The sequence below is a fragment of the Streptomyces sp. NBC_00016 genome, assembly GCF_045040885.1.
Taxonomy (GTDB): Bacteria; Actinomycetota; Actinomycetes; order Streptomycetales; family Streptomycetaceae; genus Streptomyces; species Streptomyces coriariae.
Genome location: NZ_CP108304.1, coordinates 9,044,877 through 9,066,857 on the forward strand (window position 1 = coordinate 9,044,877; position 21,981 = coordinate 9,066,857).

General features: G+C 71.6%; 21 protein-coding genes. 7 read left to right on the forward strand and 14 right to left on the reverse strand.

The window, feature by feature from the left end; all coding sequences use genetic code 11:
- Positions 1-36: 36 nt before the first annotated feature.
- From glgB to OG933_RS40265, 5 genes are all read right to left on the reverse strand, one after another.
- Positions 37-2,241 carry a 1,4-alpha-glucan branching enzyme gene (gene glgB, locus OG933_RS40245; RefSeq protein ID WP_362531128.1) on the reverse strand — a complete coding sequence of 735 codons (2,205 nt, stop codon included), beginning with the start codon at positions 2,239-2,241 and terminating at the stop codon, positions 37-39.
- Between the two features lie 5 nt (positions 2,242-2,246).
- On the reverse strand, positions 2,247-3,608 hold the full coding sequence (locus tag OG933_RS40250) for a maltokinase N-terminal cap-like domain-containing protein (RefSeq protein WP_020126273.1): 1,362 nt from the start codon (positions 3,606-3,608) through the stop codon (positions 2,247-2,249).
- Positions 3,609-3,636: 28 nt separating this feature from the next.
- The gene (gene treS, locus OG933_RS40255; RefSeq protein ID WP_327181155.1) at positions 3,637-5,373 is read right to left on the reverse strand and encodes a maltose alpha-D-glucosyltransferase; all 1,737 of its coding nucleotides are present in this window, start codon (positions 5,371-5,373) and stop codon (positions 3,637-3,639) included.
- Between the two features lie 32 nt (positions 5,374-5,405).
- Positions 5,406-7,361: an alpha-1,4-glucan--maltose-1-phosphate maltosyltransferase gene (locus OG933_RS40260; protein ID WP_405632030.1), complete on the reverse strand. Its 1,956-nt coding sequence runs from the start codon at positions 7,359-7,361 to the stop codon at positions 5,406-5,408.
- A 75-nt stretch (positions 7,362-7,436) separates the two neighbouring features.
- Entirely contained in the window at positions 7,437-7,736 is a 300-nt protein-coding gene (locus tag OG933_RS40265; RefSeq protein WP_078615557.1) for a DUF5133 domain-containing protein, read from the reverse strand.
- A gap of 297 nt (positions 7,737-8,033) precedes the next feature.
- On the opposite strand from OG933_RS40265, the gene OG933_RS40270 reads away from it, so the two are divergent.
- Both OG933_RS40270 and glgX read left to right on the forward strand, forming a co-directional pair.
- Positions 8,034-8,552 carry a pep a2 gene (locus OG933_RS40270; RefSeq protein ID WP_362269995.1) on the forward strand — a complete coding sequence of 173 codons (519 nt, stop codon included), beginning with the start codon at positions 8,034-8,036 and terminating at the stop codon, positions 8,550-8,552.
- A 53-nt stretch (positions 8,553-8,605) separates the two neighbouring features.
- The gene (gene glgX / locus OG933_RS40275) at positions 8,606-10,741 is read left to right on the forward strand and encodes a glycogen debranching protein GlgX (RefSeq protein WP_405633662.1); all 2,136 of its coding nucleotides are present in this window, start codon (positions 8,606-8,608) and stop codon (positions 10,739-10,741) included.
- A gap of 11 nt (positions 10,742-10,752) precedes the next feature.
- Here the strand turns inward: glgX and OG933_RS40280 are convergent, their stop codons facing one another.
- Entirely contained in the window at positions 10,753-11,556 is an 804-nt protein-coding gene (locus OG933_RS40280; RefSeq protein ID WP_362534297.1) for a VOC family protein, read from the reverse strand.
- A gap of 118 nt (positions 11,557-11,674) precedes the next feature.
- On the opposite strand from OG933_RS40280, the gene OG933_RS40285 reads away from it, so the two are divergent.
- Positions 11,675-11,842: a hypothetical protein gene (locus OG933_RS40285; protein WP_362534295.1), complete on the forward strand. Its 168-nt coding sequence runs from the start codon at positions 11,675-11,677 to the stop codon at positions 11,840-11,842.
- Between the two features lie 41 nt (positions 11,843-11,883).
- On the opposite strand, the gene OG933_RS40290 is transcribed toward OG933_RS40285, so the two are convergent.
- Positions 11,884-12,675, reverse strand: coding sequence for a SigB/SigF/SigG family RNA polymerase sigma factor (locus OG933_RS40290; protein ID WP_362534292.1), 792 nt, complete (start codon positions 12,673-12,675; stop codon positions 11,884-11,886).
- Positions 12,676-12,964: 289 nt separating this feature from the next.
- On the opposite strand from OG933_RS40290, the gene OG933_RS40295 reads away from it, so the two are divergent.
- The 4 genes from OG933_RS40295 (at position 12,965) to OG933_RS40310 (ending at position 15,816) form a co-directional block, all read left to right on the forward strand.
- Positions 12,965-13,435, forward strand: a complete 471-nt coding sequence (locus tag OG933_RS40295; protein ID WP_362534290.1) for a MarR family transcriptional regulator — start codon at positions 12,965-12,967, stop codon at positions 13,433-13,435.
- Positions 13,432-14,283 carry an ATP-binding cassette domain-containing protein gene (locus OG933_RS40300; RefSeq protein WP_362534287.1) on the forward strand — a complete coding sequence of 284 codons (852 nt, stop codon included), beginning with the start codon at positions 13,432-13,434 and terminating at the stop codon, positions 14,281-14,283. The genes OG933_RS40295 and OG933_RS40300 overlap by 4 nt, the downstream gene beginning before the upstream one ends.
- Positions 14,243-15,103, forward strand: a complete 861-nt coding sequence (locus OG933_RS40305) for an ABC transporter permease (protein WP_405632032.1) — start codon at positions 14,243-14,245, stop codon at positions 15,101-15,103. Before OG933_RS40300 ends, OG933_RS40305 begins: the two co-directional genes overlap by 41 nt.
- A gap of 191 nt (positions 15,104-15,294) precedes the next feature.
- Positions 15,295-15,816 carry a hypothetical protein gene (locus tag OG933_RS40310; RefSeq protein WP_020127049.1) on the forward strand — a complete coding sequence of 174 codons (522 nt, stop codon included), beginning with the start codon at positions 15,295-15,297 and terminating at the stop codon, positions 15,814-15,816.
- Between the two features lie 34 nt (positions 15,817-15,850).
- Here the strand turns inward: OG933_RS40310 and hemC are convergent, their stop codons facing one another.
- The 7 genes from hemC to OG933_RS40345 all read right to left on the reverse strand — a co-directional run bounded on the left by hemC (position 15,851) and on the right by OG933_RS40345 (position 21,853).
- Positions 15,851-16,786, reverse strand: a complete 936-nt coding sequence (hemC, locus tag OG933_RS40315; protein WP_362534278.1) for a hydroxymethylbilane synthase — start codon at positions 16,784-16,786, stop codon at positions 15,851-15,853.
- A gap of 66 nt (positions 16,787-16,852) precedes the next feature.
- Complete coding sequence (locus tag OG933_RS40320; protein ID WP_405632036.1) at positions 16,853-17,326, reverse strand: GNAT family N-acetyltransferase; 474 nt, start codon at positions 17,324-17,326, stop codon at positions 16,853-16,855.
- Positions 17,323-17,841 (reverse strand): hypothetical protein, encoded by a 519-nt coding sequence (locus OG933_RS40325; RefSeq protein WP_405632038.1) that lies wholly within the window; start codon positions 17,839-17,841, stop codon positions 17,323-17,325. Before OG933_RS40325 ends, OG933_RS40320 begins: the two co-directional genes overlap by 4 nt.
- Before the next feature lie 80 nt (positions 17,842-17,921).
- Positions 17,922-18,698 carry an NPP1 family protein gene (locus OG933_RS40330; protein ID WP_142268651.1) on the reverse strand — a complete coding sequence of 259 codons (777 nt, stop codon included), beginning with the start codon at positions 18,696-18,698 and terminating at the stop codon, positions 17,922-17,924.
- 155 nt (positions 18,699-18,853) lie between these two features.
- On the reverse strand, positions 18,854-19,810 hold the full coding sequence (locus OG933_RS40335; RefSeq protein WP_405633664.1) for an ATP-dependent DNA ligase: 957 nt from the start codon (positions 19,808-19,810) through the stop codon (positions 18,854-18,856).
- Between the two features lie 109 nt (positions 19,811-19,919).
- Complete coding sequence (locus OG933_RS40340; protein ID WP_362534266.1) at positions 19,920-20,609, reverse strand: response regulator transcription factor; 690 nt, start codon at positions 20,607-20,609, stop codon at positions 19,920-19,922.
- On the reverse strand, positions 20,606-21,853 hold the full coding sequence (locus OG933_RS40345) for a sensor histidine kinase (protein WP_405632041.1): 1,248 nt from the start codon (positions 21,851-21,853) through the stop codon (positions 20,606-20,608). Before OG933_RS40345 ends, OG933_RS40340 begins: the two co-directional genes overlap by 4 nt.
- Between the last annotated feature and the right edge of the window lie 128 nt (positions 21,854-21,981).

Below are 21,981 nucleotides of genomic sequence, written 5' to 3' on the forward strand. Positions count from 1 at the left end.
GGGTGGTACGCACCCGAATGCCCCGGCCGGGGCGGTTCACACGGACGACGGCGCCAGCCACACCGTGGCCAGGGGCGGCAGGGTGAGGGCGATCCCCCCGTCCCGCGCCGCGACGGGGCCGGGGTGGACGAGGCCGCTGCCGCCGTAGCACTCGGCGTCGGTGTTGAGCAGCTCGCGCCAGGCCGGCACCCCGTCGGGTACGGCGAGCCGGTAGTCGTGGCGCACGACCGGCGAGAAGTTGCTGACGGCGAGGAGCGGAGCGCCCTGGGCGTCGAGACGGAGGAACGCGAAGACGTTGTCCTCCGCGGCGTCCCCGACCACCCACCGGAAACCGGCGGGATCGGTGTCCCGCTCCCACAGGGCCGGGGTGGCCCGGTAGACCGTGTTGAGATCACGCACCAGGTCCCGCACCCCCCGGTGATCGCCCGCCGACGCGTACCCCGGGTCCAGCAGCCACCACTCGGGACCGTGGGCCTCGGACCACTCCGCGCCCTGGGCGAACTCCTGCCCCATGAAGAGGAGTTGCTTGCCGGGGTGGGCCCACATGAACCCCAGGTACGCGCGGTGGTTGGCGCGCCGCTGCCACCAGTCGCCGGGCATCTTGGAGACCAGCGCCTGCTTGCCGTGGACGACCTCGTCGTGGGAGATGGGCAGCACGTAGTTCTCGCTGTAGGCGTACACCATCGAGAAGGTCATCTCGTTGTGGTGGTACTTGCGGTGCACCGGCTCCTTGGCGATGTACTCCAGCGAGTCGTGCATCCAGCCCATGTTCCACTTGAGGCCGAACCCCAGACCGCCGCTGTCGGTCGGCCGGGTCACCCCTTCCCACGCGGTGGACTCCTCCGCGATCGTCACCACCCCCGGGTTGCGGCGGTAGACCGTCGCGTTCATCTCCTGGAGGAACGCCATGGCATCCAGGTCCTCCCGGCCGCCGAACACGTTGGGCGACCACTGTCCGGAGTCCCGCGAGTAGTCGAGGTAGAGCATGGAGGCGACGGCGTCCACCCGCAGCCCGTCGACGTGGAACTCCTCGCACCAGTAAGTGGCGTTCGCCACGAGGAAGTTGCGCACCTCCACACGCCCGAAGTCGAACTCGTACGTCCCCCAGTCCGGATGCTCGGCCCGCCGGGAGTCACCGGGCTCGTACAGCGGTTCCCCGTCGAACCGGCCCAGCGCCCAGTCGTCCTTGGGGAAGTGCGCCGGCACCCAGTCCACGATCACGCCGATGCCGGCCCGGTGCAGGGCGTCCACCAGGAACTTGAAGTCGTCGGGCGTGCCCAGGCGCGAGGCCGGCGCGTAGAACCCGGTGACCTGGTAGCCCCAGGAACCGGAGAACGGATGCTGGGCGACCGGCATGAACTCCACATGCGTGAAGCCGAGGTCGGCGACGTACGGCGGGAGCTCCTCGGCAAGCCGGCGGAACGTCAGCCCGGGTCGCCAGGAGGGCAGATGGACCTCGTACACGGAGAACGGCGCCACATGCACGGGGACGTCCCCCCGGTGCGCCATCCACTCCTCGTCCGCCCACTCGTAGTGCGAGGCATGGACGATCGACGCGGTGTCCGGCGGCACCTCCGCGCGCCGGGCCATCGGGTCGGCCTTGAGGAAGCGGTGGCCGTGACGCGAGGTGATCTCGAACTTGTACCGGGCGCCCTCGCCGATCCCGGGCAGGAACAGCTCCCACACTCCGGACGAACCGAGGGATCGCATCGGGAAGGCGGTCCCGTCCCAGAAGCAGAAGTCCCCGGCGACGCGCACCCCCTGTGCGTTCGGCGCCCACACCGTGAACCGGGTGCCGGTCACACCCTGGTGGGCCATCGGCTCGGCGCCGAGCGCCTTCCACAGCTCCTCGTGCCGGCCCTCCCGGATGAGGTGCAGATCCAGGTCGCCGAGCGCGGGCAGGAAGCGGTAGGGGTCGTCCACCTTGTGCTCGGTGCCCTCGTACGACACCAGCAGCGTGTACGCGGGCACCGCGTCGAGCGGCAGGACGACGGAGAAGAGACCGTCGCCCTCCGAGACCAGCGGGGTGGGACCGCCGTCGATCACGACACTCACCGCGTCCGCGAAGGGCCGCAACGCCCGGAAGACGATCCCGCCCGGCACCGGGTGCGCGCCCAGCAGGGCGTGCGGATCGTGGTGCGCGCCCGAGAGCAGGCGCCCACGGTCGGCCGGATCCAGCGCGGGCGCCGTGCGCGGGCGGGGACCGGCCGACTCGGGCGGAGAGGTGTCACGCAGGGCCACAGGGGTCAGCCTCCTCGGACGGCGAGTCGTTCGATCGCCGCCATGGGTACGGGCAGCCAGTCGGGACGGTTACGGGCCTCGTACAGCACTTCGTACACGGCTCGGTCCGTCTCGTAGGCACGCAGCAGGGCATGCTTCTTACGGGGGTCCCAGCCCGCGCGGGCCGCGTAGCCGGCGCAGTAGGCCTCCCGGCAGCGGCGCGCCCACTCCGGCCGCCACGGACGGCGCTGGCGGGCGGCGTAGTCGAACGAGCGCAGCATCCCGGCGATGTCCCGGACCGGGGAGTGGGCACTGCGGCGCTCGGCCAGCGGACGGGACGGTTCGCCCTCGAAGTCGATGACGAACCAGTCGCGTCCGGCGCGCAGGACCTGCCCGAGGTGCAGGTCCCCGTGGATGCGCTGGGCGGGCGGGCCGGCGTCGCACACGGAGAGCGCGCCGAAGGCGGTGGTGAGGCCCGGCACGAACGGGCGCAGCGCCGGCACATGGTGCGCGGCCGCCTCCAGCCGCTCCGTCATCGCCGCCGCCGTCCGCCCGTCCTCGGCGTCCGGACCGGCCGGCAGCGCCGCGGCCAGCGCGAGGTGGACGTCCGCAGTGGCCCGCCCCAGTTCCTCGGCCTCCGCCGTGAAGTCCTCCCCGCGGGCGAGGGCCCGCAGCGCCAGCGTCCAGCCGTCCGACGCGTCGGGCAGGAACGGCTGGAGCACGCCGAGCGTCGCCTCCTGCGGGTGGGTCGTGCGGAACCAGGCCACGGGCGCGGGCACCCGCCCGCACCCCTGCCCGGCCAGCGCGACCGGTACCTCCAGATCGGGGTTCACCCCGGGCTGGATACGCCGGAAGATCTTCAGGATGAACGCGTCCCCGTACACCAGCGAGGTGTTGGACTGCTCGGCCTCCAGCAGCCGCGGCGCGAGCCCGGGGGGCAGCGACACGGAAGGGTCGGACTCGAAGCACAGCGGGCCCAGCGTGCCGGGGTGCCGCATCCGCTCCAGGAGCAGATGCGCCGACCGGGGATCCTGCAGCGCGTCATGGACCGTCAGGCCGGCCATCGGCCCGTCCTCGACCCTGCCGATCAGCGCCCGTCCCAGCCGCGGCGACAGGTGTTCCTGGACGCCGAGCAGCAGCTGGTAGCAGTCGCCGGCCGGGGGAGTGCCCCCGGGAGTCGGCACGCCCGACTGATCGGCGTGCACGAGCAGATGCAGACAGCCCGGGTACAGCTCGGTCATCGACAGCATGCGCAGGTCGGTGAGGGGCCGGTCCTTGCCGGCGAACCAGCGCTGCCGCGGCAGCCATTCGCACAGCAGCGCGGCGAGCGGTCCGACGGAGCGGACGCCGCTCGCGCTGCTCGGTCGCAGGGGTGCGGTCTTCGTCACGGTGACCCATCCTTTCCCCGGCGCTCGCTCACAGGCGGCGGCCGATCCGGGACGCGGCTCTGGTGAGCCGGAACCAATAGAAGCCGTGTCCCGCGAGAGTGAGCAGGTAGGGCAGTTCCCCGATGGCGGGAAAGCGGACCCCGCCGAACAGCTCGACGGGATGGCGGCCGTCGAACCGGCGCAGGTCGAGTTCGGTGGGCTGCGCGGAGCGCGAGAAGTTGTGCACGCACAGCACCACGTCGTCCCCTCCGTCGGCCGTCAGGGGGGCCTCGCGAAGGAAGGCGAGGACGGCCGGGTTGGAGGACTGGAGTTCGGTGTAGGTCCCGAGGCCGAAGGCGGGGTTCTGCTTGCGGATCTCGATCATGCGCCGGGTCCAGTGCAGCAGCGAGGAGGGCGACGACATCGACGCCTCCACGTTGGTGACCTGATAGCCGTAGACGGGATCCATGATCACGGGAAGGGACAGCCGCCCGGGGTCGCAGGACGAAAAACCTGCGTTGCGATCGGGTGTCCACTGCATGGGGGTGCGGACGGCGTCGCGGTCGCCGAGCCAGATGTTGTCGCCCATGCCGATCTCGTCGCCGTAGTAGAGGATCGGCGAGCCGGGCAGGGAGAGCAGCAGGGCGGTGAAGAGCTCGATCTGGTTGCGGTCGTTGTCGAGGAGGGGTGCGAGCCGGCGGCGGATGCCGATGTTGGCGCGCATACGCGGGTCCTTCGCGTATTCCGCGTACATGTAGTCGCGTTCCTCGTCGGTGACCATTTCGAGGGTGAGCTCGTCGTGGTTGCGCAGGAAGATGCCCCATTGGCAGCGGGAGGGGATCGCGGGGGTCTTGGCGAGGATTTCCGAGACCGGGTAGCGGGATTCCCTGCGGACGGCCATGAAGATGCGGGGCATGACGGGGAAGTGGAACGCCATGTGGCATTCGTCGCCGCCGGAGGCGTAGTCGCCGAAGTAGTCGACGACGTCCTCGGGCCACTGGTTGGCCTCGGCGAGGATCACCGTGTCCGGGTAGTGGATGTCGATGTCGCGGCGGACCCGTTTGAGGAACTCGTGCGTGGCCGGCAGGTTCTCGCAGTTCGTGCCCTCGGCCGCGTAGAGATAGGGCACCGCGTCCAGCCGGAAGCCGTCGATCCCGAGGTCGAGCCAGAAGCGGAGGGCGGCCAGGATCTCCTCCTGCACGGCCGGGTTCTCGTAGTTGAGGTCCGGCTGGTGGGAGAAGAAGCGGTGGAAGAAGTACTGCTTGCGGACGGGGTCGAAGGTCCAGTTGGAGACTTCGGTGTCGACGAAGATGATGCGGGCGTCGCCGTACTGTTTGTCGTCGTCGGCCCACATGTAGTAGTCGCCGTAGGGGCCGTCGGGGTCTTTCCTCGATTCCTGGAACCACGGGTGCTGGTCGCTGGTGTGGTTCATCACGAAGTCGATGATGACGCGCATGCCGCGTTGGTGGGCGGCGTCGACGAATTCCACGAAGTCGGCGAGGTCGCCGAATTCGGGGAGGACGGCGGTGTAGTCGGATACGTCGTATCCGCCGTCCCGCAGGGGCGATTTGAAGAAGGGTGGCAGCCAGAGGCAGTCGACTCCCAGCCATTGCAGGTAGTCGAGTTTGGCGGTGATGCCTTTGAGGTCGCCGACGCCGTCGCCGTTGCTGTCCTGGAAGGAGCGGACGAGGACCTCGTAGAACACGGCGCGTTTGAACCACTCGGGGTCGCGGTCCTTGGCGGGAGTGTCCTCGAAGGTGTCCGGGACAGGGGAGTTGACGGTCATGGCGGGCTGGGGCCTCCGATCGGCGGTGCGGGTCACCGGACGTGGAACACGTGGGCAGGTGTCCGGCCGGGCTCCAGGCGCACGTAGTTCGTCCTGCCCCAGGCGTAGGTCTCGCCGGTCAGTTCGTCGTGCACGGTCAGGGACGCGCCGTCGTCCAGGCCGAGTTGCGGCATGTCCAACGAGACCGTCGCCTCCTGGGTGTGGTGGGGGTCGAGGTTGACGACCACCAGAACCGTGTTCGAACCCGCGCTCTTGCTGTACGCGATGACGGACGGGTTGTCCGTGCCGTGGAAACGAAGGTTCCGCAGCCAGTGCAGGGCCGGGTGTGTCCGCCGGATCTCGTTGAGCCGGGTGAGCAGCGGGGCGAGACTGTGGCCCGCCCGCTCGGCGGCCGCCCAGTCACGGGGTTTGAGCTGGTACTTCTCCGAGTCGAGGTACTCCTCGCCGCCTTCCTTGAGCGCCGCGTTCTCGCAGAGTTCGTAGCCGCTGTAGACGCCCCAGGTCGGCGAGAGGGTGGCGGCGAGGACGGCGCGGATCTCGAAGGCGGGACGGCCGCCGTTCTGCAGACAGGCGGGCAGGATGTCGGGGGTGTTGGCGAACAGGTTGGGCCGCATGTAGGAGGCGGCGTCCCCCGAGAGTTCGGTGAGGTACTCGGTGAGCTCGTCCTTGGTGTTGCGCCAGGTGAAGTAGGTGTACGACTGCTGGAAGCCGATCTGCGCGAGGGTGTGCATCATCGCGGGGCGGGTGAAGGCCTCGGCGAGGAAGATCACGTCGGGGTCGGTGCGGTTGATGTCCGCGATGACCCGCTCCCAGAACACGACCGGTTTGGTGTGCGGGTTGTCGACCCGGAAGATCCGCACCCCGTACGACATCCAGTGCCGCAGGACCCGCACGGTCTCGGAGATCAGGCCCTTCATGTCGGCGTCGAAAGCCAGGGGGTAGATGTCCTGGTACTTCTTCGGCGGGTTCTCGGCGTAGGCGATGGTGCCGTCGGGCCGGTGGTGGAACCACTCGCTGTGCTTGTGCACCCAGGGGTGGTCGGGGGAGCACTGGAGGGCGAGGTCGAGGGCGATCTCCAGGCCCAGCTCACCGGCCCGCTCCACGAACCAGGCGAAGTCCTCCAGCGTGCCCAGGTCCGGGTGGACGGCGTCGTGGCCGCCCTCCGGCGAGCCGATCGCCCAGGGCACGCCGACATCGCCCGACGCGGCGTTCAACGCGTTGTTGCGGCCCTTGCGGAAGGTCGTGCCGATGGGGTGGATCGGCGGGAGGTAGACGACGTCGAAGCCCATCGCGGCGATGGCGGGCAGCCTGCGCGCGGCGGTGCGGAAGGTGCCGTGCGGGCGCTCGGCGGTCCCCTCCGAGCGCGGGAAGAACTCGTACCAGGCGCCGTACAGGGCGCGTTCCCGCTCGACCAGCAGCGGCAGCGGCTCGGACGCGGTGACCAGCTCCCGCAGCGGATACCGGGCCAGCACGGCCTCGACCTCCGGTGTCAGCGCCGCCGCGTGGCGTTCGGCCACCGGAGCCGAGTCGTCGAGCAGCTTCTTCGCCGCGTCCCGCAACAGGGTGCGCTCCGGTCCGCGCGGGGCCCGGGCGGCCGCCCGCTCGTAGAGCTGACCGCCCTCCTCCAGAACCAGACCCGGATCGATCCCGGCCGGGATCTTGATCTCCGCGTGGTGGCGCCAGGTGGTGATCGGGTCGCTCCAGGCCTCCACGGTGTAGGTCCAGCGGCCCATGGCCTCCAGGGTCACATCGGCTCCCCAGCGGTCGCTGCCGGGGGCGAGTTCGCGCATCGGGGTCCAGGGCCCGCGGCCGCCGTCCGGGTTCTTGAGGACCACGTTGGCGCCGATGGCGTCGTGGCCCTCGCGAAACACCGTCGCGGAGATCCGCACCGTCTCCCCGGTCACGGCTTTCGCCGGCCGCCTACCGCACTCCACGCGCGGTTCGACGTCCCGCACCGGGATACGGCCGATCGCCCTGGTGGACTTCACCCTTGCACCTCCGCTAGCTCGAAAATGGCTTCGTCCGACCGGTGTTGGGCGAACGGACTGCACCTGTGCGGAGCGCTACGTCTCCGCGGGCAGGCAGGGGAGCGGCCGCGTCGCGGAGAGCCGTGCGACGCCGCTTCTCCGGCTCAGGCCCCAGCGCTCCCGGTGGAGGGCGTCGACGCCGGCCCGCAGATACAGCTCGGCGGCGTCCGCCGCCTCCCGGGCGCAGCGCTTGCCCATCAGCACGCAGAGGGTGTAGCCGCAGTCCTCGAAAGCGGCCCGCGCCGTGCGGTCGTCGGGTCGCGCCAGCATGTCCCGCTCCCAGGCCCGGTAACTGCGCAAGGTCCTGGCGACTTCTGTCTTCGCTGGTTGCAGCATCGCGCTGTGCACCTTCCGGGAGTTCAAGCAAGGGGAGGTCGCTCGAGGCGGCCGGGTCGGCCCGTTGCGCGGAGGCGCGAAGTGTCCGACCTTGTGAGGCCTTCACTTATGGTGCACGGCGCATCACCCAACGTCCTGTTGGATCTTGGTTGTGGTGTGCTCGTGTTGCACGAATGGCGTAGCAGCCCCACTGTGGTTGTGACTCTGGAGCGATAACCGCTCACGCTTCGTATTGGGGAACTCTGGCCCGTCGGGCCGAGCAGGAGTGGGAGCCTCGCCGGTGAGGAGCGAACGACGATGAAGACAGCAGTCCCCTGCTACTACCACCTCGATGTGGACGTCTGTCCGGAACGGGTAGGACAGGTCAGGCGCATCCTGGCCGCTCACCTGTCCTACTGGGAGCTCGAGACCCACGTCGAGACCGTCTGCCGCGGCGCCGAGATGCTGCTGACCGCGATCGACGAGCACGCCACGGACAAGCACACCTCGATCGAGATGTGGTGGAACGGACAACACCTGATCACGGCCGTCGGGGGGCGCGACCGCCGGCTGCGTCCCGACCAGGACCTGCGAGCCTGTCTGCAGCGCATCGCCGTGATGAGCGACGGCTGGGGGTGCTGCGCCACCGGCACCGGAAGCCAGGTCATCTGGTTCTCCCAGCGGGCCCGCTCCGGCGAACGTGTCCCGCGGGTGCGGACCGGGCCCGCGCCGAGCCTGCGCGAGGTGCGTCAAGTGCCGCGCGAACTGCCGGTGGCGGCCCTGGCCGCCCCGGCCCCGACGGACGAGGCGCACGGCGCCTTGGAGGCCGCCCGGTGACTTCACGGCCGAACCGGAAGGACCGCAAGGACCGCAGGAACCGGACGGACCGGATGGACCGGAGTGCCGGGGTGCCCGCCTGGAGCGGGCACCCCTTCCCGCTGGGCGCCGACTTCGACGGACAGGGCACCAACTTCGCGCTGTTCAGCGAGGTCGCCGAACGCGTCGACCTCGTCCTCGTCGACGAGGACGGCGCCACCCGCGGTGTCCCGCTGACCGAGGTCGACGGCTTCGTCTGGCACGGCTATCTGCCCGGGATCGGTCCCGGGCAGCGCTACGGCTTCCGCGTGCACGGGCCGTGGAACCCCGGCTCCGGCCACCGGTGCAACCCGGCGAAGCTGCTCCTCGACCCCTACGCGCGCGCCGTCGACGGCCAGATCGACAACCACGCCTCCCTCTTCGAGCGGGCCGGCGACCGCCCCGACCCGGCGGACAGCGCCGGGCACACCCTGCTCGGCGTGGTCACCGACGCCGCCTTCGACTGGGGGGACGACGTGCCGCTGCGGCGCCCTTACGCCGACACGGTGATCTACGAGGCCCATGTACGCGGCCTGACCCGCACCCATCCCGAGGTTCCGCCCGCCCTGCGGGGCACCTACGCCGGTCTCGCGCACCCGGCGGTGACCGAGCACCTCACCTCGCTGGGCGTGACGGCGATCGAGCTGATGCCCGTGCATCAGTACGTGCAGGACGGTGTGCTGACGGACCGGGGCCTGTCCAACTACTGGGGCTACAACACCATCGGCTTCTTCGCCCCGCACAACGCCTACGCCGCCCACGGCACCCGCGGCGAGCAGGTCACCGAGTTCAAGTCCATGGTGAAGGCGCTGCACGCGGCCGGCCTGGAAGTGATCCTCGACGTCGTCTACAACCACACCGCCGAGGGCAACGAGAAGGGCCCCACCCTCTCCTTCCGCGGCATCGACAACGCCTCCTACTACCGGCTCGTGGACGGCGACTGGGGGCACTACTACGACACCACCGGCACCGGCAACAGCCTGCTCATGCGGCACCCGTACGTCCTGCAGCTGATCATGGACTCGCTGCGGTACTGGGTGACGGAGATGCATGTCGACGGCTTCCGCTTCGACCTCGCGGCCACCCTCGCCCGCCAGTTCCACGAGGTGGACCGGCTGTCCGCGTTCTTCGACCTCATCCAGCAGGACCCCGTGATCAGTCGCGTCAAGCTCATCGCCGAACCCTGGGACGTCGGCGAGGGCGGCTACCAGGTGGGCAACTTCCCGCCCCTGTGGTCGGAGTGGAACGGCCCCTACCGCGACGCGGTTCGCGACTTCTGGCGCGCGGAACCCGGCTCGCTGGGCGAGTTCGCCTCCCGGCTCACCGGCTCCTCGGACCTCTACGCCCACAGCAGGCGCCGTCCGCGTGCCGGCGTCAACTTCGTCACCGCGCACGACGGTTTCACGCTGCGCGACCTCGTCTCGTACAACGACAAGCACAACGAGGCCAACGGCGAGGGCAACCGGGACGGCGAGAGCACCAACCGCTCCTGGAACTGCGGGACCGAGGGGCCCACCGACCGCCCGGCGGTGCTGGAACTGCGGGCCAGGCAACAGCGCAACCTGCTCGCCACGCTGCTGCTGTCACAGGGCATCCCGATGATCGGCCACGGCGACGAACTCGGCCGCACCCAGGGCGGCAACAACAACGCCTACTGCCAGGACAGCGAAGTCTCCTGGGTCGACTGGCGGTTGACCGACGAGCAGCGGGGCCTGGCGGACTTCTGCCGGCGCCTCGTCGCCCTGCGCGCCGCCCACCCCGTGCTGCGCCGGCGCCGGTTCTTCCGGGGCGAGACCGTCAGACACGCCCGGCAGCCACTGCCCGATCTCGTCTGGCTGCTGCCGGACGCGCGCGAGATGACGGACCGCGACTGGCAGCGCGCCGACGCGCACAGCGTCGGTGTCTTCCTCAACGGCGATGCCATCGCCGAACCCGACCCCCGTGGCCGGCCCGTCGTGGACGACTCGTTCCTGCTGCTGTTCAACAGCTACTGGGAACCCGTCGTCTTCCGGCTGCCCGACGCCGCCTACGGCGAGCGCTGGACGGTGTGCGCCGACACCACCGAGCCCGACGGCGGCCCGGACGAGACGGAGTACAAGGCCGGCGCGCGGGTGACGCTGGAGGCCCGCAGCCTGATCGTGCTGGCCCGGCCCCCGCGCCGTTCCGACTGAGACCGGGGCGCTCAGCGCCCCCGGCTCGAGGTGACCGTGAACTGGGCGCCGTCCGGGTCGCGCAGCACGGCCTCGTGGGCGGTCTCGATCAGCACGCTGCCGCCGTGTTTCTCGGCCGCCCGGGCACAGGCCGCCACGTCCGCGACGGCGAAGTGGACCTGCCAGTGCGGACGGATCGTGGGGTCGGGCGCCGCCTCCAGCGCGCCCGACTCGATCCGGGCGACCACATCGCCCCGGCTGCGCAGCACGACCTCGCCGCGCTCGTAGTGGACCTCGACGCAGCCGGGGCGGTCCGTGGCCCAGTCGAGGATCTCGCCGTAGAAGATGGCGGAGTCGAAGGCGTCGCGGGTGTGCAGCCTGATGAAGGCGGGCGCGTCCTGCCGCCAGGCCTCCCAGTTGCCGATCAGCTCGCCCTCCCAGATACCGAAGGTCGCGCCGTCCCGGTCGGCCAGCAGCGCCGCCCGGCCCGGCGGCAGCGAGATCGGGCCCACGGCCACGGTTCCGCCGCGCTCCCGGGTCCGGGACGCGGCGTCGTCCGCGCTGGGTACGGCGAAGTACGGCGTCCAGGCGACCGCCATCTGCCACATCGAGGCGACGGCGGCCACCCCGGCGACCGGCACGCTGCCGACCAGTGCCGTGCGGAAGTGGTCGCCGAGCACGCCCCGGCGCCACTCCCAGCCCAGGACGGCCTCGTAGAACCCCTGGGTGGCGTCCAGATCGCGGCTGGTCAGACTCACCCAGCAGGGCGCACCGAACACGGAGTGCGTGGAGACTGATCCCCGCGTACCGGGGGCGGATGTCGGGCGACGGTTCATGGCACTCGCGTTCCTGGTCTCTCGGCCGGCGGGCTGGGCTACCGGGCTGGGCTACCACCAGTGTCCGGCCGGAACCGTCCCGGGCGCCTGCCGAGCAAGCCGGTGGCACGATGGAGCGGTGGCACGAGTACCGCAGGAAACGGCCGACGAAACGGCCCGGATCTTCGCGCTCCAGGAGGAGGCCGAGCAGCTGACGGCGGCGGTCGCCGCCCACGCCGTGGTCGACCAGGCCCACCCGGATTCCCGGCGCGCCCGTCCTGGGCCTTCGGAGTGGCCTTCGGAGTGAGGTCCCCCTGGACCTTCGGAGTGATGCCCCCGGGGTGAGGGTCAGTCCGCCTCGGCGCCGATCTCCTCGCGCAGCCGGGCGAAGCAGCCGCTGAGCAGGCGTGAGACATGCATCTGGGAGATGCCCAGCTGCTCGGCGATCCGGCTCTGCGTCATGCCCGCGAAGAACCGCATGTACAGGATCGTCCGTTCGCGCTCCGGCAGGGCCCGTAGACAGGGCGCCACGGCCACCCGGTCGACGACGGCGTCGTAACCGGGATCGGGGTCGCCGAGGGCGTCCTCGAGCGCGTAGCCGTCGGTGCCGGGCAGTTCGGCCTCCAGCGACAGAGCGGAGAAGCACTCCAGCGCCTCCGCGCCGGTGCGCACCTCCTCCTCGGTGAGCTGCGCGTACGCGGCGATCTCGGCGACGGTGGGCGGACGCCCCGGAGTCGTCTGCGACAGTTCCTTGGCGGCGCTCCGTACCCGATTGCGCAGGTCCTGGACCCGGCGAGGTACGTGCAGCGTCCACATGTGGTCGCGGAAGTGCCGCTTGATCTCACCGGTGATCGTCGGCACCGCGTACGCCTCGAAGGCGCGGCCGCGGTCCGGGTCGTAGTGGTCGACGGCCTTGACGAGTCCCAGGGCGGCGACCTGGTACAGGTCCTCGAGGTTCTCGCCGCGCCCCCGGAACCGGACGGCGATCCGTTCGGCCATGGGCAGCCAGAGGCGGACCAGCTCGTCCTTGAGCGCCTGGCGCTTCGGCCCGTCGGGCAGGCCGGTGAGCCGCACGAACGACTCGCCGGTGTCGGGAGCGTCGTCGTGGGGGTGCTGCTTCGTTCTGACGGTGCTACGCATCACGCGCGCCTTCCTCAGAAGGATGCCGATGGGCATCGGGCACCGTGGGAACCCGCGATCGGAGCCGAACGGGAGAACACCCGGGACCGGCCGCGCGGCGGGATCCCACGGACGTGCCTCCTGTCCGAAGCACTCCTGTCCGGATGCCCGTCATGGAGCTTCTTGAACCATTTTCTCCCTAATTGCCCGGTGTCGCTCCTTGACTCGCACCCCTGACTCGCACCCTTGACTCTCCCTTGGGTCGATCACCTCTGTCGGTTAGCTCTGACACAGAGGTAATCTCGTTCGCGTGGATCAGGAGCGGTGGGACCAGGAGACGTTCCCGGACGAGCTCGCCGACGCGCTCGTCGGCGTCCAGCGGCTGCTCAGACGGCGGCTGCGGGCGGGCCTGACCGTGCCGCGGCTGCGCGGTGCCGAGGTCGAGCTGCTGCGCCTGGTCGAGGCGCGGCCCGGCATCGGCGTCTCGGACGCCGCCAAGGAGCTGTACCTGGCGGGCAACTCCGTCTCGACCCTCGTCAACCAGCTGGTCAAGGACGGCTACCTGGTCCGCGAGACCGACCCCGCCGACCGGCGCGCCGCCCGGCTGCTGCTCACCGAGGCGGCCGAGGCCCGGCTGCGGGCGTGGCGGGAGCGGCGCGCCGCACTCGTCGGCCGGCAGGTCGCCCGCCTGGACGCCGCCGACCGGGAAGCCCTGCGCGCGGCGCTTCCCGCCCTGCGCGCGCTCGCCGTCAACCTGCACGAGGAGGCCGAGGAGTCATGACGACCGACAGTGCCACGGACGCCGTCGCCTGCACCGGGCTCGCCTACGCCTTCGGTGACACGAAGGCGGTCGACGGGCTCGACCTGACCGTCCGGGAGGGCGAGGTCTTCGGCCTGCTCGGGCCCAACGGAGCCGGCAAGACCACCGCCATCCGCTGCATCACGACCCTGCTGCCGGTCCCGTCCGGCATGGTGCGCGTCTTCGGTCACGACACCGCCGGCGACCGCATGGCCGTACGCAGGCTGCTCGGCTACGTCCCGCAGCAGTTGTCCGCCGACTCGGGGCTCACCGGCCGGGAGAACGTCTCCCTGTTCGCCCGCGTCTTCGACGTGTCCCGGCGCGAGCGTGCCGAACGCGTCGACCAGGCGCTGGGCGCCGTCGGTCTCACGGACGCCGCCGACCGGCTCGCGGGCACCTACTCCGGCGGCATGGTCCGGCGTCTCGAACTCGCCCAGGCCCTGGTCAGCGCGCCCCGGCTGCTGATCCTCGACGAACCGACGATCGGCCTCGACCCGATCGCCCGAACGGGTGTCTGGGAGCACATCACCGCCGTACGCGAGGCCACCGGCATGACCGTCCTGGTGACCACGCACTACATGGACGAGGCCGACCAGTACTGCGACCGGGTCGGCCTGATGCACCGCGGCCGGATCCGCGCCCTCGGCACCCCCGCCGAGCTCCGGCAGGGGCTCGGCGAACGCCGGCGCGCCGAGGGCGCGCCGGCCACCGCCCCGCGGCCGACCCTGGAGGACGTCTTCCGGGAGGTCGCCGGCAGCGGCCTCGACGAGCAGGCAGGAGATTTCCGCGATGTCCGAAGCACCCGCCGTACCGCTCAGCGCGTCGGCTGACCGCGCCCGTCCGCAGAACATCGACCTGCTGCTGCGGCCGCCCCGGCCCCGCGTCGGCTGGCTGCTGCTGCCGGCCCGGGTCGCCGCCCTGTGCACCGTCGAACTGCAGAAACTGCGCCACGACCGCACCGAGCTGTACACCCGGGCGGTCCAGCCGGCCCTGTGGCTGCTGATCTTCGGCCAGACCTTCACCCGCATCAAGGCGATCCCGACCGACGGCATCCCCTACATCGACTATCTGGCGCCCGGCATCATCGCCCAGTCCGCGATGTTCATCGCCATCTTCTACGGCATCCAGATCATCTGGGAGCGGGACGCCGGCGTCCTCAACAAGCTGCTCGTCACGCCGACTCCGCGCTCCGCGCTGATCACCGGCAAGGCGTTCGCGGCCGGGGTGAAGTCGGTGATCCAGGCGGTCGTCGTGGTCGTCATCGCCGCCCTGCTCGGTGTCGCCCTGACCTGGAACCCGCTGAAGCTGCTCGGGGTCGCCGCGATCGTCGTCCTCGGCTCGGCCTTCTTCTCCTGCCTGTCGATGACCATCGCGGGCATCGTCCTCAGCCGCGACCGCCTGATGGGCTTCGGGCAGGCGATCACCATGCCGCTGTTCTTCGGCTCCAACGCGCTCTACCCGGTCGACATCATGCCGGGCTGGCTCCAGGCCGTCAGCAAGGTCAACCCCCTCAGCTACGAGGTGGACGCGCTGCGGGGGCTGCTCCTCGGCACGCCCGCGCACCTCGCCCTCGACTTCGGGGTGCTGATCGTGGCCGCCGCGCTCGGCATCGCCGCGGCCTCCTCGCTGCTGGGCCGGCTGGCCCGCTGATCCCGGCCGGGAACGTGATGTGCGGCACGCCCGCGCCAGGCCCTTTCACGGCCTGTCGGCGGATTCTGCCTGCGCACGGCTTGATCAGCGATCAAAAGGGATGAATTCCCTGGCCACAGCGCATTCTGCTCATTTGACAGTGCGATCGGCGCACGGATAGGAAGCAGCCGGTAGAAGTCGAGAGGTGGACTGTGTACGAGCCGAACGTGGTCGGGGACTGGCAGGAGTACGACGAGCATGCCGGTCTGCGGGTCTGCGTCCACCGCCTGGAGCAGAGTGAGCCGCCCAGGGGACGCGACGACGCCGCAGAGGGGCTGACGTACTTCTGCCTGCGGGTGACCGTCGAGAACCGGGGCGGCAAGAACTCCACCATCCACCTCGAGGACGGGCAGATCGACGTACGGCTCGGGCCCGACGGGGAGAGCGCGTTCATCGACTGGCGCAACTCGCAGTTCATCGAGGGCTTCGACGTCTATCCGCTGCGCCGGGCCACCGCGGTGCTGTACGCGGCGGGACCCGAGGCGTCGCTCGCCCAGGTGGACGTCCAGGTCCAGCTGCGGGTCGACGACGACTGGGCCGACCGCCGGCTGTGGACGGGCGGCATCGGCCTGGCCGAGGGATCCGGCGGGGCCCCGGCCGGCGCGGGACGCGACAGCCTGGCCCGCCAGGTCAGCAACTTCCTGCGCGACCAGGCCGAAGAGGGCAGCGCCTGAGGGGTGCCGCGCCCTTCGCCGGGCCGGCGGACGGTCAGTGCGGGATGCCGTCGATGATCTCGCGCGCGCCCTGACGCAGCAGCGACACCGCCACCGACGTGCCGAGGGTCGCCGGATCCAGTCGGCCCGCCCACTCGTGGGCGTTCAGCCGGGTCTTCCCGTCCGGGGTGAACACACAGGCCCGCAGGGACAGTTCGCCGCTGCGGTCCACGCGCGCGAAGCCGGCGATCGGGCTGTTGCAGTGGCCCTGGAGCACATGCAGGAACATGCGTTCCGCCGTGGCCTCCCGATGCGTGGCCGGATCGCCCAGCCCGCTGACGACGTCGATGACGGCGGTGTCGCCCTCGCGGCACTGCAGGGCGAGGATGCCCGCGCCGATCGGCGGCATCATCGTCTCCGGCGACAACACCTCGCTGATCACGTCCTGCCGCCCGATGCGCTCCAGGCCGGACACGGCGAGCAGCAGCGCGTCCGCCTCGCCCGCCGCCAGCTTCTCCAGCCGCCGGTTGGCGTTGCCCCGGAACGGCACACATTCCAGGTGGGGATGGGTGGCGGCGAGCTGGGCGACCCGGCGCACCGAGGAGGTGCCGATCCGCGTCCCGGCCGGAAGCTCGTCCAGGGTGCGGCCACCCGGGTGCACCAGGGCGTCACGGATGTCGTCGCGCTGCAGGAACGCGGCGAACACCGTGCCCGCGGGCAGCGGCCGGTCCGCCGGCACGTCCTTGACGCAGTGCACCGCGAGATCCGCCGCACCGGCCAGCAGCGCCGCGTCGACCTCCTTGGTGAAGGCACCCTTGCCGTCGACCTTCGACAGGTCGCCCATCCACTTGTCGCCGGTCGTCTTCACGGGGACGACCTCGGTGCGCACACCGGGATGCAGGGCGGCCAACTCCGAGCGCACGCGCTCCACTTGGGCCAGCGCCATGGGCGAGTCACGGGAGACGATACGGATCATTTCCGGAACGGACATGCGGGACACGATAGACCCTCGCGGGCCGTGCCCCGTGCCGCTCGTCGGTTCTGCGCCGTCAGAAGGTCACGTCTGGGAGGTCACGTCGAGAACGAAGCGCCGCTTGTCGGTGCCGAGGGCGCCGAGCCGGGCGTAGAAGCGGATCGCCCCGTCGTTCCAGGCCGGGGTCTGCCACTGCACCTCGCTCATGCCCAGACTCCGGGCCTGGGCCGCCACGGCCGCCACCAGCAGGGCGCCCAGACCCAGGCCGCGGTGGCCGGGGGTGAGGAACAGACAGTCCATGTGGAGGTACTCGCGGCCCTCCCAGGTGGAGAGCTCGGGCGCGCAGGTCGCGTAGCCGACGACCTCGCCGTCGGGCAGCTCGGCGACCAGGCAGTACAGCCGGGGCGTCGGGGCGTCGAAGAGGAGCCCGGTCAGCCGCTTCGCGAGGTCGGGCACGGGCGGGGCGGCGCGCTCGTACTCCGCGTGCTGGGCGGCGAGTTCGGCGACGCGCGGCAGATCGGACCGTTCGGCGTGCCGGACCCGTGCGGCGGCGCTCACCTGACGTTCCCCTCGACCGTGTCCGCGCCCCAGGCGGCCAGCCGCTCCCCGAGAGGGCCGGTGCCGTCCAGGACGTGCCGTGCGAAGGCGTCGCGCTCATGGGCCAGGACGGCCGCCTCCCACACGCACGGTGCCAGCCCCACCCGGCCCGGCCGCAGGTCGTCCGGCCGGCCGGCCGGACCCGTGAACACCGCGAGGTCCGACATGTGGCCCTCGATCCAGGTGTGCACCAGGAGGTAGTCACCGTCGCCGCCCGCGTGCACCAGCACGACGGCGAGGCCGAGCGATCCCCGCAGCGCGCCGAGTGCCAGGTGTCCGGCGGCGACCCGCAGCGCCTCCCGGGCGGCGGGCTCCGTCACCGTCCGCCCCGGCGCTTCGAGCGCGTACGCCTTGACCAGGTGCCCGGCGACCTCTTCGGTGCCCAACGGCCGGGCGGTGCGGGCGTGATGATCCTCGGCGAGGGCGAGCAGCTCCTTCGCCGGCACGGCCGGCGGCAGTTCGTCGTGAAGATCCATCCGGACATCATGGGGGCGTGCGTGCGCCGCCGTCCACGGTCGGGGAGCGCGCACCCCGGCCCGCGGACGGCGGCCGGGGCTCACGCGGCGGGATCGAAGGCGATCCCGGACGGCTTCGCGGAGGAGAGGTGGTTGTTGAAGTTGGCGTCCTTCAGGCCGAAGTTGGCGCTGCCGAAGTCGTACGCGCTCAACTTGTCCCGCAGGCCCGCCGGGTAGCCGTTCCAGCCGACCAGCGGCGGGTACTGCCAGGTGCCCTTGTGGTTCTCCGGCGGCTCGTCATTGGAGTTCGCGAGCCGGAAGCAGTGCGTGCTGATGCCGTCCTTGTGGTAGACGATCTTCGCGTGCGAGCCGTCGAAGCGGACGCCGGAGGCCGCGGTCACGGTGAACGAGCCGTGGTTGGACGTCGAGACGTACTGGACCTGGCCGTTCTGCACCCAGATCACGACGTGCTCCCAGTCGTGCCGGTGTCCGCCGATGCTGCTGCCCGCTATGGCCTGGTCCTTCTCGAAGTAGAGGCCGTACAGGTACGCGCACCAGCCGTTGTTGCACTTGTAGCGCGAGTAGCTGTTGGTGTTGTCCAGGTCGGAGGCGTCCCGGCAGCTGCCGTTGAGGGCGCCGGTCGGGTTCAGCCCGCCGTTGATCGTGCCGTCGGGGCCGATGGCGGGGGTCGAGTAGCAGCCGTCCGTGTCGTAGTCGAACGCGGGCTGATACGTCAGTTCGGCGGCTTCGGCGTTGGACGGCAGGGCCGTCGGCGGGGCGGCGAAGGCGACCGACGGGAGGGCGACGACGAGTGCGGCGGCACCGGCGAACCCGGTGAGCCACCTCCTGCCGTGGACCTTGAACTTCGATGACGACACTGCGTCCTCCTCGGGGTTTCGGGCGCAGCCGAACGGCTGTGTGGGGAGAGGGAGTTGAAAAGCAGCTCAGCTTCCCCGGTTTTCCCTTCCACGCCAAGAGGTCGCAGGGGTATCAGTGGTGAAGCACAGCCCAATACTTGGCTGCTGAGGTGAGGTCAGGCGGAAATGTCCGGCAGGTCCGCCGCCGACTCCTCGGGGGTCAGGTCCGGCCGCAGCCGCAGCCAGGACGGCTGGCGCAGCAGCCCCGCCCGGGTCCGCGTGCTGTACCGGACCTCGCCGACCAGCCGGGGCACGACCCATCGCGCGCCCGGCGCCTGCGGTACGGCGTCGAAGGGGCACTCGTCGGTCGCGGCGGCCCGCAGGAGGGCCGCGAGTTCGACCCGCTCGGCCTCGCTCCAGCCGGTGCCCACCCCGCCGACGTACCGCAGTCCCGTCGCGGCCCGCTGCCCCACCAGGACGGCGCCGGGCAGCCCGGTCAGCCGTCCCTTGCCCGGCAGCCAGCCGCCGACCAGGACGTCCGCGACGCGCATGTTCCGGATCTTGATCCAGGCGCGGGAGCGCACCCCCGGCTCGTACACCGAGTCCAGACGCTTGCAGACCAGCCCCTCCAGGCCGTGGGCGCGGGTCGCCTCCAGGGCCTCCCGTCCGTGTCCGACCAGGGCGCTCGGCGTCGACCAGAACGGCCCGTCCAGCGCCAGCGCCTCCAGCCGGGCCCTGCGCCGCGTGTACGACAGCGGGAGGAGGGACTGCCCGCCGAGCTGCAGCACGTCGAACAGCACGAGGTGCACCGGTGCCGTCGCCGCCAGCCGTGCCGCCTTGCCCGGTGCCTGGACCAGGCCCATCCGGGACTGGAGCAACTGGAAGTCGGCCCGGCCCTGTCCGTCCAGGGCGAGGACCTCGCCGTCCAGTACCGCCGGCGTGGCGCCGAGCGCCGTGGCCAGCGGCCGCAGCTCGGGATAGGCGCCGGTGATGTCCTCCCCCGAACGGGCGCGCAGGGTGATGCTCCCGTCTCCGGCGAGGTACACCACGGCCCGCTGCCCGTCCTGCTTGGTCTCGTAGGCCCAGCGCGCGTCCTGGGCGACGGGCGGCAGCCGGCCCGGGGTGGCGAGCATGGGGGCGATGAGAGGGAGGGTCACGGGTGAGTTGTGGACGCGGCCGGGCCGAAGCACGCGGAACCGGCCGCGGTTTCGCCTGAACGGCGGCGCTGTGCGGGGCGGGCGCTCAGTGGTCGCCGGGCAGCGGCTCGGGCGCGCGGACCAGCCCCGACTGGTAGGCGATGACGACCAGCTGGGCGCGGTCCCGGGCGCCGAGTTTCGTCATGGCGCGGTGCACATGGGTGCGGACCGTCAGCGGGCTGACGAAGAGCTCGTCGGCGATCTCCTCGTTGGAGCGGCCCTCGGCGACCCGGGCCGTCACCTCGCGCTCGCGTGCGGTGAGCCCGGCGAGGTGCTCGGGGAAGCCGAGCCGGGCGCTCTCCGCGGGGGAGGCGAGGAAGCGGGCGATCAGGGAGCGGGTGGCGAGCGGGGAGAGGAGCGACTCGCCGGAGGCGACGGTGCGGATCCCGTCGAGGAGGGCGTCGGCGGTGACGTCCTTGCCGAGGAAGCCGCTCGCGCCGGCCCGCAGCGCCCGGGCGACGTACTCGTCGATCTCGAAGGTCGTCAGGATCAGCACCCGGGTGCCGGACAGGCCCGGGTCGGCGCAGACGTCGGCGGTGGCGGCGAGGCCGTCGGTGCCGGGCATGCGGATGTCCATCAGGACCACGTCGGGGCGGTGCAGCCGGGCGAGGTCGACCGCCTGGGCGCCGTCGCTCGCCTCGCCCACCACCTCCATGTCGTCGCAGGTGTCGATGAGGATGCGGAAGGTCGCCCGGAGCAGGGCCTGGTCGTCGGCGAGCAGCACGCGGATGGTCATGGCGTCCGTTCTGTGGGTGCGGGAGTGTCGGGGTACAGGGGCAGCCGGGCGGTGACCCGGAAGCCGCCCTCGGGGCGGTGGCCGGCCCGCAGGGCACCGCCCACGGACTCGGCGCGCTCGCGCAGACCGATCAGGCCGAACCCGCGGCCGTCCTCGATCGGAACGGGCCCGGCGGGCTCACCGGTTCCGGCGGTTCCGGCCGTTTGGGCGGTTCCGTCGTCGGTCACGGTGATCGTCAACCGGTCGCGGTCGAAGCACAGCCGCACCCGGGCCGTCCGCGCGCCCGCGTGCCGGGTGACGTTGGTCAGCGCCTCCTGGACGATGCGGTACGCCGTCAGGTCCACGCCCGGGGTGAGCGGCCGCGCCGTGCCCTCGGTCGCGACCCGCACGTCCAGGCCCGCGCCCGCGCACGTCCGGGTCAGCTCGGCCAGCTGCGCCAGGCCGGGACTCGGGGCGAGCGGGGCGTCGCCCTCGTCCGCCCTGCGCAGCAGATTCACCGTGGCCTTGAGCTCGCGCAGCGCCGAGGAGGTCGTGCCGGCCAGATCGTCGAGGATGCCGTGGGCGCGGTCGGGATGGGTGCGCGCGAGGTGCGCCGCGGTACCCGCCTGGGCGTTCGCGAGAGTCAGGTGGTGGGCGACGACGTCGTGCAGCTCACGGGCGATGCGCACGCGCTCCTCGACGACACGGCGGTGCGCCTCCTCCTCGCGGCCCTGCTCGGCGTACTCGGCGCGGGCCTGGACGGCGTCGACGTAGGCGCGTTGGAGGCGGACCAGGTTGCCGGTGACGACCGGGAACAGCAGCCAGACCGCGGGACTGATCGTCTTCATCGGCCAGGGATGGTGCGCGACGGGGTCCGCCAGCAGGGCGGTCGGCACGATCACCGCGAGGGCGGCGCAGTAGTGGCGGCGCGACGAACGCCGCCCGGCGCGCACGGTCAGCCGGTACAGGGCGAGCATGAGCGGGCCCAGCAGCAGTGGGGTGATGAGGTGGCCGAGCGCGATCGCGGCGGCCGCGCCGCCGGTCGTCACGGCCACGACCGCGCCGGGGCGGGTGCGCTGCCACCGCAGCAGAGTGCCGCAGGAGAGCAGTCCGAGGGCGATCGTCGGGCCCGCCGTGTCCGGCCGGCCGGCGCCGGGAACGGTGAACTCGCCGCCGAAGAGGAAGGCCGCGAACAGCAGGACGGCCGTCATGGTGTCGACGGTGCGGGTGTGGTCGTCCGCGTAGCGCTGCCAGGGGATGCACATCGGCTGTCTCCGGTGGGGGCGTGGACCCGGTGTGGACGGCGTGCGCCGCGCACGAGGGGCGCGACCCGCCCCGGCGCGCCGTCCCGGGCGGTTCCCCTCCGGGCAGGCGGGAGGGCGGTCGCCCGTCG